General features: G+C 59.6%; 11 protein-coding genes. 4 read left to right on the forward strand and 7 right to left on the reverse strand.

Annotation, left to right across the window (positions count from 1 at the left end; translation table 11 throughout):
- Positions 1-149: 149 nt before the first annotated feature.
- The 5 genes from HOP44_RS18720 to HOP44_RS18740 form a co-directional block, all read right to left on the reverse strand.
- Positions 150-1,316 (reverse strand): winged helix-turn-helix domain-containing protein, encoded by a 1,167-nt coding sequence (locus HOP44_RS18720; protein WP_172256186.1) that lies wholly within the window; start codon positions 1,314-1,316, stop codon positions 150-152.
- A 224-nt stretch (positions 1,317-1,540) separates the two neighbouring features.
- Positions 1,541-2,368: a carbohydrate ABC transporter permease gene (locus HOP44_RS18725; RefSeq protein WP_172256188.1), complete on the reverse strand. Its 828-nt coding sequence runs from the start codon at positions 2,366-2,368 to the stop codon at positions 1,541-1,543.
- The gene (locus tag HOP44_RS18730) at positions 2,368-3,234 is read right to left on the reverse strand and encodes a carbohydrate ABC transporter permease (RefSeq protein ID WP_172256190.1); all 867 of its coding nucleotides are present in this window, start codon (positions 3,232-3,234) and stop codon (positions 2,368-2,370) included. The genes HOP44_RS18725 and HOP44_RS18730 overlap by 1 nt, the downstream gene beginning before the upstream one ends.
- Positions 3,235-3,561: 327 nt before the next feature.
- Entirely contained in the window at positions 3,562-4,800 is a 1,239-nt protein-coding gene (locus tag HOP44_RS18735; RefSeq protein WP_172256192.1) for an ABC transporter substrate-binding protein, read from the reverse strand.
- 247 nt (positions 4,801-5,047) lie between these two features.
- Complete coding sequence (locus tag HOP44_RS18740; protein ID WP_172256194.1) at positions 5,048-5,341, reverse strand: hypothetical protein; 294 nt, start codon at positions 5,339-5,341, stop codon at positions 5,048-5,050.
- A 181-nt stretch (positions 5,342-5,522) separates the two neighbouring features.
- On the opposite strand from HOP44_RS18740, the gene HOP44_RS18745 reads away from it, so the two are divergent.
- Positions 5,523-6,329, forward strand: a complete 807-nt coding sequence (locus tag HOP44_RS18745) for an alpha/beta fold hydrolase (RefSeq protein WP_172256196.1) — start codon at positions 5,523-5,525, stop codon at positions 6,327-6,329.
- Between the two features lie 65 nt (positions 6,330-6,394).
- On the opposite strand, the gene HOP44_RS18750 is transcribed toward HOP44_RS18745, so the two are convergent.
- Entirely contained in the window at positions 6,395-6,730 is a 336-nt protein-coding gene (locus HOP44_RS18750) for a hypothetical protein (protein WP_172256199.1), read from the reverse strand.
- A gap of 165 nt (positions 6,731-6,895) precedes the next feature.
- Here HOP44_RS18750 and HOP44_RS18755 point away from each other — a divergent pair, with 165 nt between their 5' ends.
- Positions 6,896-8,260, forward strand: coding sequence for a TrkH family potassium uptake protein (locus HOP44_RS18755; RefSeq protein WP_172256201.1), 1,365 nt, complete (start codon positions 6,896-6,898; stop codon positions 8,258-8,260).
- A 745-nt stretch (positions 8,261-9,005) separates the two neighbouring features.
- Positions 9,006-9,737, forward strand: coding sequence for an HNH endonuclease (locus HOP44_RS23310; protein ID WP_425501897.1), 732 nt, complete (start codon positions 9,006-9,008; stop codon positions 9,735-9,737).
- Between the two features lie 107 nt (positions 9,738-9,844).
- Here HOP44_RS23310 and HOP44_RS18765 read toward each other — a convergent pair whose 3' ends face one another.
- On the reverse strand, positions 9,845-11,389 hold the full coding sequence (locus HOP44_RS18765; RefSeq protein WP_172256202.1) for an ATP-binding response regulator: 1,545 nt from the start codon (positions 11,387-11,389) through the stop codon (positions 9,845-9,847).
- A 382-nt stretch (positions 11,390-11,771) separates the two neighbouring features.
- On the opposite strand from HOP44_RS18765, the gene HOP44_RS18770 reads away from it, so the two are divergent.
- The gene (locus HOP44_RS18770) at positions 11,772-11,948 is read left to right on the forward strand and encodes a CsbD family protein (RefSeq protein WP_172194663.1); all 177 of its coding nucleotides are present in this window, start codon (positions 11,772-11,774) and stop codon (positions 11,946-11,948) included.
- Positions 11,949-12,150: the final 202 nt, after the last annotated feature.

The raw sequence follows: 12,150 nt of genomic DNA on the forward strand, positions 1-12,150 counted from the left end.
CTTCCTCCCCCGGCGATCCGATCGAACCGCTTCCGTAATCAAGCACGGATTCAGCTTATCCGGGAAATGTCAGAGGTTTATCAGAGGGGAAGAAATCCGGCGGCATGGTTGTCGCTGTTCAACGCCGTGTACAACCCGAAGACTGCCGCCTACCGGCCGGACTTCTCCAATCGGTCGAGATAGTCCCGGATGCGTTCGCCCAGTTCCCGCTGGAGCCCGTTCAGCCCGAATCGTCCGTATTCCGCCTGCAGCCGGGCGGAATAGAGACGTTCGGCGGCTCCGCCCGGCGCATGCCGGCGCAGCACGCCGCAGAGCCGATGCAGCGCCACAAGACGATGCGGCACGAATCCCGAACGCTCGAATGTGTCCAGTCCTTCGCGGATCAGCGCTTCGCCTTCTTCGCTCCGACCGATCAGCTCCAATCTCGCGCCTTCCAGTATCCGGTAGCCCGCGAGCTCCCGCAGATACGGTTCACGTTCGAGCAGCCCGGCAGCAAGGGCGGATTGTTCGGCCGCAAGTTCGGTGCCGCCCTGCATCAGCCGGACGTACAAGGCACTGATCTCGATCGGCACGACAAAGCCGTCCAGCCGCTGCTCTTCGGCGACCCGCCGTGCACGGTCCAGCACGGCCAGCGCTTCGTCGATCCGATCTTCGGCCGCATACAGATCGGCGATATTGAGAATCTCCATCTCGCGGTGTCCGTCCGGCGGCAGCGCTCCGAGGCGGAGCGCCCGCTCGCAGATCTCCGACTTGCGGCCCGGCGTATCCACGAACAGTTCGAACAGCAGCAGCCAGTAGATGCGTTCGCTCATCGGCGTCTGTTCATTTTCCAGAAACCAGCGCAGATCGCCTTCCACAAAATGCAGGTACAGTCCGTAAAAGGAATCCAACCGAAATCCCAGCGCGCGGTGCTGCGCCGCCAAAGCCAGCATGGCGCGCCCCTGGCCCAGCCGGTGATACCGCGAAAATATGCCGTTTACGGCTTCCTGGACCGCCGGATCGTGCAGGGAAGGCACCTCGTCTTCTTCCGCCGACGGACGCGGTGCCAGGCAGTATCCGACGCCGCGAATCGTCTCGATCGGCGGTCCGCCCACGGCTTTGAGCTTCTTGCGCAGCCGGTAAATATGATCGTCTACCGTACGGTCGGTCGGGTATTCGCCGGGCCACAGCCGGTCGAGCAGCTGCTCGCGGCTGAATACCCGGTTGGCATTGGCATGCAGAAAACGCAGCAGCGCGTACTCTTTGGCCAGCAGCGTGATCTTTGCTTCGCCGTATTCGGCTTCCATCCGCCCATCGTCAAATCGGAGCGAAGGCATGGCTACTCCTCCTTCGACCCGAATCCGCCGGTTTGCCTCCGTTGTGAGGCCGGCCGGATTCGGATAGCTTTCTCGTTTCGCCATTATACCGCACAGTCCGCTCTTGGCTCCATGCGCGCGGGATCGTGAAGATCCTTGGCCTGCGCAGCGCAAAAAGCGTCCGGAACGCCCGAAGGCCGTTTCCGGACGCTTTTCAACCGAACCGCCGGGCCTCAAGCCAAGCGTTACTTCACCGCGCCCTGCGTAACGCCGTTGATGATCCACTTCTGCGCGAACAGGTAAATCACGATCATCGGCAGCATCGCCAGCAGGTACGACGCGAACGCCAGATTGAATTCCGTATTGAACTGTCCCTGGAACACGTACTGCACGAGCGGCAGCGTGTATTGGTTCTGATCGCTCAAGATGACGAGCGGCAGCAGGAAGTCGTTGTACGTCGACAGGCAGATCAGGATGCCCACGGTCGCGTTGATCGGCGCCATCAGCGGGAAAATGATCCGGACGAACGTGCCGAACGTTCCCGTGCCGTCGACCGTCGCCGCTTCTTCCAGATCGATCGGAATGGAGCGGATGTAGCCGACGTAGATGAACACGTTGAACGCCAGGCCGTACACCGTGTGCAGGATAATCAGGCCAAGCAGATTCGTCATACCCAGCGAAGCCGTCAGTTTGACGATCGGCAGCATGATGATCGGGAACGGAATAAACATGGCGCTGATGAAGTAGAAATACAGTCCTTTGAAAAACTTGCTCTTGCCCATGTTCCGCGCGACCGCGTAGGCGACAAGCGAGTTGCTCAGGATAGTCAGCACGACGGTCGAGCCGGTGACGATCGCGCTGTTGCGCAGCGCCTGGAAGAAGTTCGTCATCTCGATCGCCCGCGCGAAATTCTCGAAGCGCAGGGAAGTCGGCAGGCCGAAAATGGAATTCAGCATATCGGTCTGGTTCTTGAGCGCGATGGTGACGGCCATGTACAGCGGGAACAAAATGAAGATCGTCCCGAGCGCAATCAGGATCATGGCGATCCAGTTGGTCCGTTTGCGTATTTTCATTACATATCCGTCTCCCTTCTCTGCAAGTAGCGGATCTGCACGATCGAGATGACCGCGATCACGATAAAGTAGATGACCGAGTTCGCCGACTGATACGCGAATTCGCCGCCTTCGAAGCCGCCCGTGTAGATCAGGTGGGAGATCGACTGCGTGGCGCGGCCCGGTCCGCCGTTCGTCAGCGCGACGATCAGGTCGAAGACCATCAGCGCGTTCTTCATCGCCAGTACCATGTTAATGGTAAAAAAAGGCGCGATGAGCGGGAACGTGATTTTCCAGAACTCCTGCCACTTGTTGGCGCCGTCGAGGCCGGAAGCTTCGTACAGCTGGACCGGAATCGTCTGCAGGCCGGACAGGTACAAAATCGTGTTCAGCGCAATGCCCTGCCAGATCGCGACGAACGCGACGCCGAGCCAGGCCAGCGTCTGGCTGCCGAGCAGGTTCGTGGACAGCGCTCCGATCCCGAGGTTCTCGCCCCAGACGGTGAACACGTTGGAGAACAGGTAGTTGAATATGTAGCCGACGATCAGAACGCTCAGGATGTTCGGCAGGAAGTACACCCCGCGGAAAAAGTTCCGCGCTTTGATGCTGGCGTTCAGCCCCATCGCGATCAGCAGGCTGAGCACGTTGATGACGATCGTGACGAGAATCGCGAACTTGAACGTGAACCAGTAAGCGTTGCCGACATTGTCGTCCTGGAACAGGTAATAGTAGTTCTTGAAACCGACGAAGTCGTACGTTTGGGCGAAGCCGTTCCAGTTGGTGAACGAGTAGAACACCCCCTGCAGGGCCGGGAACGTGTGGAAGACGAAAAACAGCAGCAAAGCCGGGACGGTCATCCAGTAAAAGGCGGCTTTTCTTTTGGCCATCGGGTTCTCCTTTCTCGACGGTTGAGCAGGGAGCCTCGGGCGCTCGGAAGCGCTTCGCGCGTCGAGTTGCTTTTTGGGGTGCAAGGGCAGGCGGCCTTGTGACGGGGCCGCCGGGATCGAGATCAAATAACGAAATAGACACACAGAAAGTGAATAGACATAGAGCGAATAGATACAGAGCAAGTGAAAACCGGATGATCGGGCCCGCTGTTTGGGCGGGCTTGCGGCTGCGCCGCGGCGGGAAAGGCCGGCGGCCGAAGGCCTGGACGATTCCCGCTTGCGAGAGCAAATCAAGAACGGGTCAAGAGAGACAGGCCGATCCAAAGATCAGGATCTGCGGTTGGCGACTTTGGTCCATTCGCTGTCGAGGCGCTTCAGGAAAGCGTCGGCGTCCCCGCGCTGCAGGAACTCCTGTACAAGAGAGTTCAATTGAACGGCGGCCGGGATGTAATGGTCGGCAAAATCGACGAGGCGGCCGGAGTCGAAATAAGGCTGAAGTTCGGCCACGGCCGGGTCGTTTTGATCGATCCCTTCGACAGCGGAGAAAGCGGTCTGTTCCTTGATGTACTGGGCGATATTCTCGTCTTCGATCAGGAATTCGATAAACTTCATCGACTCTTCGCGATGGTCCGTGCTCTCGGCGACCGCGAGCAGCGTATCCACGCCGGAAACCAGTTTGTTCGCTTCGGCATCGTCGCCGGTCGGCGTCGCGAAAAAGCCCAGATCGATATCGGCATTGGCTTTGCGGATTTCGGGAATCGCCCAGCTGCCCTGGATATACATCGCGGCTTCGCCGTTGGCGAAAGCGCGGTTGCCGTCGGCGTACGTGCGTCCGAAGTTGTCGTTCGTGCCGTAAGGCAGCACGGCGAGCGCTTTGTCCGCCACTTCCTGCATCACGGGATCTTCGAACGACACCTTGTTATCGCGGCGCTCCAGGAAAAAATCGATGCCGGCAATGTTCGGAGCGAGGGCGTTGAACAGCAGGTTCGTTGTCCAATCGTCTTTGTAGGTCAGGTAGAAAGGCGTAATGCCCGCTTCTTTGACCTTCTGCGCGGCCTCCATGAATTCGTCCCAGGTCTTGGGCACTTCCAGATTCAATTTCTCGAAAATGGCGCGGTTGTACATGATGCCGTCGGCGTTCGCCGCGTAAGGGATCCCGTTGATCGCTTCCTGCCCGGTCAAATCGTTCAGCATCTGCATATAGCGGGGATTGATCCGGTCCAGGAAAGGCTCTCCCGCCAGATCGGCGAAAATCCCGCTTTGTCCGAGCACGGAATACGTATCCGTCGCTCCCATTCCGATGATGTCCGGCACATCGTTTTTGACGACCCGCGTCATGAGCACCGTTTCGGCATCGGGCGGATTGGTCTGCGTAACGACGATATCCGGATTTTCTTCATTGAATTTCGCAATCAGTTTGTCGAACGATCCTTTGGCTTCCGGTTTGTTCTGGAAAAACTCGATATGTACTTTGCCGTCGGCCGATTGGCCGCTTCCGCAGGCCGTCAGCGTCAGCAGTGCGCCGAGCAGGCTTGCGGCACCCAACCGTCTGATCCATTTTGCCATCTTATGCGCCTCCCCGCAGTCTTGTATAGGTTGCCGATCGGACGGCAGCGGCGTAAACTCCCTTGGCTTTCGAACGTCTTTTTCCGATGCCCGTGTTCAAATTCCGCTCGTTCGCCGCTCGCCCATCCGTTTAACAATACCCCTGACAAGTCGGCAGCGAATCGCTCATATAAAACGCTTTCGAACGAAAAAAACCCAAAAGTCCGCGTACGGCGCGAAGCCCGCGGACTTTTGGCGCTTCAAAAATTCAGCTGCCGACCGGCACTTTTTGGGACAGGTAGTCTTCGACGGCCCGGGTCCGCTTGCCGCCTGTGCGCCCGAGCAGATCCATCAGCCCTTTCAGGTCCGTCAGCACTTTGCTCGAAGCCAGTTCCGATTCGCTTTTGGCCGACAGCAGCCGGGTATAGGCCGCTCCCGCTTCCGGATCGATAGCGCCCGTATCGTAGCCGAACAGCGGCGTATTGCTCTGTCCGTAGAAGACCGAAAGCGGCCCATACCGAGGATTCCGACAAAAAAGGAAGCCTGCGACTTTTTTTGACAACCGGTAGATTCAATTCCCATTTGCGGGTAATAAGAAGAAGTCCGGCCGTCGTCCTTCGCCGTGGGCCGAATCCCCCGGCCTTGCGGCGCGGAACGGTCGTGTACTGCATTGCAGCCTCTTGAAGACAAGAACCGCACAGCAAATGGCAGAAGAAGCACCCATTCAAGGAGGCTTTTCAGATATGGGAAAATATATTGAAGTGGAATCGGGTATCCGTATTTATGTGGAAGACATCGGCGCAGGGCGTCCGGTCATCTTCCTGCACGGATGGCCTCTCGATTCCCGGATGTTCGAATATGCGTATATGCGCCTTCCCGCGCTCGGCTTCCGCTGCATCGGCATCGACTTCCGGGGCTTCGGCAAATCCGATGCGCCTTGGGAAGGGTATACCTATGACCGCTACGCGGACGACGTCCGGGCGGTCATCGACAAGTTGGGGCTGGAAGATGCCGCGCTGGTCGGTTTCTCGATGGGCGGTGCGACAGCGCTGCATTATGCGGCCCGGCATCAATCCCACGGAATCTCGAAGCTGCTGCTGATCGGCGCGGCCGCACCGAGCTTCACCATCCGTGAAGGCGCACCCGGCGCCATGACCGTCGAAGATCTGAACGAGCAGATGATCCGTCCGACCCTGGAAGACCGGCCGAAGATGATTACCTCGTTCGGCAAGAAGCTCACCCACAAGACGCCAAGCGCCTCTTCGGCCGCCTGGGTCGAAATGGTCGCTTTCCAGGCTTCCGCCGTCGGCACGCTGCGTGCCGCCGAGATGCTGCGCGACGGAGACCTTCGCGGCGATCTGGACCGGATCACCGTGCCGACCGCCATCTTCCACGGCGAGAAAGACCGGATCTGTCCGTATGCCCTGGCCGAATCCATGAACGCCGGTATCCCCACTTCCCATGTCGTGAAGTTCGCCAAGAGCGGCCACGCCCTCATGATGGACGAACCGGAAAAATTCAACGAGGAACTCGTTTCGTTCCTGCGCTGATCCACGACCAAAGCCCGCATGCTCAAAAGCCATACGCCTAACGCGTATGGCTTTTTTCGAACCGTTTAATGCACAATCCAGGCGGCGATCACGATCACGGCGACAAGGACACCGGTGAGCAGCACAAAGTTTTGACCGCGAGTACGAAGGTCAGCCGCTTGGACGGTTCGCGCGTGAAGGCCCGGATGTTTCGGCGCAGGGGCATAAGCGTTGCAAGAACTTCGTTTTGCGGTAACGACCAGCTCGAACGATAGCAAGGAAATCAGCATCAGCGCAAAATGCAGCAGGCTAAATTCGCCGAAGCGCAGCATCGCGTACACCGTTCCCAGCGCAAAAGGAAGCATGCTGGCAGCCTTTGTGCGGATTTCGACCAGATCGAGGAAACTTCGAAACGCAAGCATGGGGTCTCCTTTACGGCCCCGGCCGGTTTTTCCAATCTTCAAACCTTAGCACGAAGCGTCTTTCCCGTCACCGCCCGGACACAGCCGATCCTTTACTTTGACGGACGCCGGTAATACAATGAATCGGAAATCCCGTTTCTATCCTACTGACGCGAGGACAATGTTATGTTCAAACCCATAAGAAGCCGAAATCCACTGTTAAGACTCAATCCGCCCCAAGTTCTGGCCTTCGGGTTTATCGTGATGATTCTGGCCGGTTCCGGCCTGCTGTACCTTCCGGCCGCCTCCACCTCGGGGCATTCCATGCCGTATCTGGATGCCGTATTCATGGCCGCTTCGGCGACTTGTGTCACGGGTCTCTCCGTATTGAATCCCGGAGTCGATCTGACCACTTTTGGACAGCTCGTCATCATGGGGCTCGTCCAGATCGGCGGCTTGGGCTTCATGACCGTCGCCACGCTGATCGCGCTGGTGTTCCGCCGCCGGATCACCTTCCGCGAACGGCTGATTCTGCAGGAAACGCTGAGCCAGCATTCGACGGAAGGCATTATTCGGCTGATCCGCAAGGTAATGGTGTACGCGATCGTTATCGAATCGGTCGGCGCCCTACTGCTGTTTATCCGCTTTTCATTTGAAATGCCGCTCGGACAAGCCGCTTATTTCGGCGCTTTCCACAGTGTCTCCATCTTCAACAACGCGGGATTCGACTTGTTCGGCGCTATCGAAGGCCGGGCCGGGAGCCTGCTCCATTACGTGGACGACCCGTTTATCAATTTGATTGCCATGCCGATGATTCTGCTCGGAGGCATCGGATTTATCGTCATTGCCGACCTGCTGGCTTTCCCGGAGAAACGCAAACTGTCCCTGCACAGCAAAGTCGTACTGTCGATGACAGCGGTCCTCGTTGTGGTCGGAGCGGTTGTGATCTTTATTTTCGAATTCACGAACCCCGTTACGCTCAAGCCGCTGGACTTTTCGGGAAAAGTGTTCGCCTCCTTGTTCCAATCGATCACCTCGCGTTCGGCCGGCATGATGACTCTCGATATTGCGGGCATGCGCGAAGCGACGCAGTTCTTTATCGTAATCATGATGTTTATCGGGGCGGCTCCGGGTTCCGCGGGCGGAGGCATCAAAGTCACCACCTTCGCCATCCTGATCGGGGCCGTACTCTCGATGATCCAGGGCAGACAGGACATCGTCTTTTTCCGCTACCGGATCGCGCAGGACCGCGTCTACAAAGCGATCACGTTCTCCCTGCTGTCGTTCCTGCTGATCGTGGTCGCCGCCATGATCCTGTCCGCAACGGAAAACTATTCGTTCCTCGGTATCTTGTTCGAGACCACTTCCGCCTATGCGACGGCCGGGATCTCGATGGGACTGACCGCGCATCTGACGCCGTTCGGACAGTTTATGATCAGTCTGCTGATGTTCGTCGGGCGGCTCGGACCGATTACGCTTGCTTTTACACTGACTCCAAAAATGAACAAAGAGCCGTTCCGCTACCCCGAGGGGAAAGTGACGATCGGCTAAGACGGAAAGGAGGACCTTTATGGGACGCAAAAGAAACCGACCGGCCAAAACGAAAGACAACCCCGACCTTGCGGCGGATTCCACCTCCGTTTCGGCACTCGATGAGCCTTCGGCCGAAGCCGCGCCTGCCGCTGAAATGCCCCGCAAGCGCAAACGGCGGCGCAGAAGACGTTCCGGTGCAAAAGCGGGCACGGCGGCTTCTGCGGAATCCGCGGCGGGCAGCCTGAATCCAAGCGGCGAAACCTCTTCTGCCGCGGCGAGCGAACCCGGAATTCCCGAACCGGAGATCGACGCGCCTGAGACATCCGCCGCAGATACCGCTCCGGCTGCGGGCAGACGCAAAAGAAGGCGCGGCGGCGCCAAAAAACGCAAAGCCGCACGCGGTACGGAAATCTCCGACGCCGGAACGGACGCGGCGGAAACTTCCGCTTCGCCCGAAGAAGCGGCGGACGAACTTCCGGTCGTGACCGACTCTTCCGCCGATCCCGCGGGAGACAGCCCCAAACCGCGCAAACGGCGCCGCAAGCGCCGGCGCGCCGGCGCCAAGAAGAGTGCAGCGGCCGGCACCGAATTCCCGGTGCCGGGTTCCGGCGAAGCGCCGCCCGGCGCAGCGGATCCGCGCGGCGCCGGCTTCTCGGCCGAAGAGCCGCAGCGGACGGGCGCAGCGGACGGACCGGCTGAAGAGAGACCGCCGGTCTTCGTCGGCGGTCCAGGCGAAGACGCCGATCCTTCGGACGGCGTCAAGGTGTGCCTGTACTGCGGCGAACCGAAGCCGCTGGGCGATTTCCTGCGCCGGACCGGCAAGAGGTCCGGCAGCGAAGCGCGGCGCGGCGCTTGCCGGGACTGCCGCAAGCGCCGCCGAAGCGCAGCGCTTGAAGCCGGCGACGCGGCTTCCGACCCGATGCCGCCGTCGGCCGAAGCCCGGCCGCACGAAGCGCTTCCGGCCGAGGTCGAAGCGGCCGAATCCGCGCCGAAAAGGCGGGTTCGGCGGCCTCCGCCGGAACCGCCGGCCGATGCGATGCTCGAACCGACCCGCGAAGCGGAGCTGCGGCCGACCCGCCAGGGCATGATCCGTATGCGCGGGCGTACCGACAAAGGACGGCGCTGGCAGCAGGAGACGGATCTCGAGATGGCACGCTGCCTCGTTCGCGAGCATGCGGCCGTGCTGGTCAACCGCTTTACGATCCGGCGGCTGTATACGAACCGGACGTTCCGCCGCTACATTCTGGAACGCGACCGCTACACCTGCCACTTCTGCGGCGAATACGGCGATACGATCGACCATCTCCTCCCTCGGGCAAAAGGCGGACATACGACGCCGCTCAACTGCGTCTGTGCCTGTATGCTCTGCAATCAGAACAAGGCGGACCGCGATCTGGACGAATTTATGGAAGATGCGGAGCCTCTGGATTCTTTCTTGTCCGCCGGCAGCCGGAATGACCGCTCCGAGGAGCCGTTTGCGACCCGGCCGCTCTGAACATGAAGCGGCAGATCCGGGAAGCCTGCCTCGTATACAAAAGAACCTGTTCCGCAAGCCCTGTGGGGTTTGCGGAACAGGTTCTTTTTCGTTCATCCGGCCGGACTTCAACTGCCGGAAGGCCCGCAGATCCGGTTCAGCGTACCGCAGAGTTCGGCATGCCGAACAGGCTTCGTCAAGGAAGCCGCCGGAGGACGTCCGGGCGGCGGCGCGGCCTGATCGTGCACCAGCGGGAGCAGCAGGACCAACGGAATGGGCGGCGGGGAAAGTTCGGTAAGTCCGGGCAGACGTCCGGCTTCGTGTCCGATATCCCAATCGCTCAGCACCGCATCGAACGGGCCTTCGCGCGCAAGCGCAAGCGCCGCTTCGCCGCGGCTTGAGGCGGGGCGCACCTGCATGCCCAGACGTTCGACCTTCGCAGACAAGGTCGAACGCGTGCCTTCTCCGCCGACGGCAAGCAGAATTCTCAGGCCGTTCAATACGGAAGGTTCGGGCACGGCCTGTTCGGTGCCCGGTTCGATACCAAGCGGCAGCACGAAGGTCATCCGGGTGCCTTCGCCTTTGCGCCCCGTCGCCCAGATCCGCCCTCCCATCAGATCGACCAGCCGTTTGCTGATCGACAGCCCGAGTCCCGTTCCGCCGTAGTCGCCTTCTTCCGGGCGGTGCACCTGCGCATAATCCTGGAACAGCCGGGCAATTCCCGCTTCCGAAATGCCGATACCGGTATCCCGGACGGCAAATTCGATCCAGGCCCGGTCTCCGCTTTCGCCTTCGAGCCGCCGCGCGGAGACCCGGATTTCTCCGGCTGCCGTGAATTTAATAGCATTGCTGAGCAGATTGCCGACAATCTGGCGGATCTTCTGCACATCGCCGATCAGCATGACGGACGAATCCAGATCCAGATCCAGCGTCAGCTCCACTTCGGGGCTCTGCGCCGCTTTGGCGGCAAATTGATAAACCGTATCTTCGAGGGCGCCGATCAGATCCATGGGAGCAAGTTCCAGCTTCATCTGCCGGGCTTCCAGTTTGCCGTAATCGAGAATGCTGCCGACCAGCTCCAGCAGGGACTGCTGGCTGTCTTCGATAATCTGCAGATACTGCTGCTGCTCGTCGGTCAGCCCGGTTTCCCTGAGCAGTTGGGACATCGCGACGATTCCGTTCATCGGCGTCCGGATCTCGTGTCCCATCATGGCCAGCAGCTCGCCGGTATGGCGCGCGGACCGCTCGGCTTCTTCGCGGCTCCGCCGAAGCTCTTCTTCCCGCTTCGCGGCAGTGCCTTTCTGCTCCGATTCGGCCAGTCTGGCAATGACCGAGGCGGCCCGCTTCAGCGACTGTTCCTCGCCGCTGCCGAAATCCGTCCCGCTGCGAATCGCTCCGACCACGCCCTGCTCCGCCCCGCACAGAAAAGGCAGCGGCACGGTGATCCCTCTCTCCTGCGAAGCGCCGCGATCGGGAAGTTCCAGCGGATCGCCGGCCCGAATCCCTTCGCGCGCTTTCCCCCAGACCATCAGCGTCTGCATGCCGGTCTCTGTCCGTTTGGCGATAAACAGCGTTTCCGCCTCCGTCAGCCCGGCAGCCAGCTCAAGCAGATCGCCGGCCGCTGCGCCGAGCGACGGCGACACACACAAATCCGTTTGCAGCGAATTTTCCATTCCTTGTTCACCCGCTTTCCCCTAAAAATGAACAGCTCCCTGCGCAGCTTCGGCTATCCCATTGCCATATGGAGCGCGGGATCATGAAGGTCTGCCGAAAGGCGCGGCGCAGCGTGTTTCCAAATTCCGATACAAGAACGATTTGCAATCATTATACCACTGCCGCAGAGAGAATCGTCCAGTCAAAATGGCAAAACCGGTGTCCAAATTTCCAATTTCGTTCGTTACGTCTTTCGTTTTTACTGCTGCGTCCGCTGCCCGGGCGGATAAACAACCCCGGGTTTTTTCGTTTAGGTCCACAGGGGAACGGGTATATAACAAATAGCACCCTACGGCACCATCCCAAGCAAGTATCCCTAGACATACGAAGGAGCTGTTCGATATGAGCGACAACGGAATGGGCGATAAAATCAAAGCCGGAGTAAACAAAGCCAAAGGCGAAGTGAAGGATCAGATCGGTAACGCGAAGAATGATCCGGGTCTTCAGGCCGAAGGCAAAGCCGACAAAGCCAAAGGCGCCGTACAGGAAAAAATCGGCGAGATGAAAGACCGTCATTAAATCATAACCGCAGGCTGCGGATGCCCCCGCCTTACGGCGGTTCATCGCGCGAAGATCTCGCGCCTACTTAAAACCATTCGAGGAATGCCGCCGAGCCGATCGGCGGCAGCCGGAGCCTAGGCTCCGGATACATCAGAAAAGACCGCCCCCGGTGATCCGGGATGCGGTCTTTTTGCTGTTTGTTTCGTCGGCCGAAGCGGTT

This window comes from Saccharibacillus deserti (genome assembly GCF_013618475.1).
Classification (GTDB): Bacteria; Bacillota; Bacilli; order Paenibacillales; family Paenibacillaceae; genus Saccharibacillus; species Saccharibacillus deserti.

What these genes read in the sequence shown, in the direction of transcription:
- HOP44_RS18755 (WP_172256201.1), top strand. Translation starts at nt 6,896, where the DNA reads ATGTTCAAACCCATAAGAAGCCGAAATCCACTGTTAAGACTCAATCCG.
- HOP44_RS18750 (WP_172256199.1), bottom strand. Translation starts at nt 6,730, where the DNA reads ATGCTTGCGTTTCGAAGTTTCCTCGATCTGGTCGAAATCCGCACAAAG.
- HOP44_RS18720 (WP_172256186.1), bottom strand. Translation starts at nt 1,316, where the DNA reads ATGCCTTCGCTCCGATTTGACGATGGGCGGATGGAAGCCGAATACGGC.
- HOP44_RS18735 (WP_172256192.1), bottom strand. Translation starts at nt 4,800, where the DNA reads ATGGCAAAATGGATCAGACGGTTGGGTGCCGCAAGCCTGCTCGGCGCA.
- HOP44_RS18745 (WP_172256196.1), top strand. Translation starts at nt 5,523, where the DNA reads ATGGGAAAATATATTGAAGTGGAATCGGGTATCCGTATTTATGTGGAA.
- HOP44_RS18765 (WP_172256202.1), bottom strand. Translation starts at nt 11,389, where the DNA reads ATGGAAAATTCGCTGCAAACGGATTTGTGTGTGTCGCCGTCGCTCGGC.
- HOP44_RS18770 (WP_172194663.1), top strand. Translation starts at nt 11,772, where the DNA reads ATGAGCGACAACGGAATGGGCGATAAAATCAAAGCCGGAGTAAACAAA.
- HOP44_RS18730 (WP_172256190.1), bottom strand. Translation starts at nt 3,234, where the DNA reads ATGGCCAAAAGAAAAGCCGCCTTTTACTGGATGACCGTCCCGGCTTTG.
- HOP44_RS18725 (WP_172256188.1), bottom strand. Translation starts at nt 2,368, where the DNA reads ATGAAAATACGCAAACGGACCAACTGGATCGCCATGATCCTGATTGCG.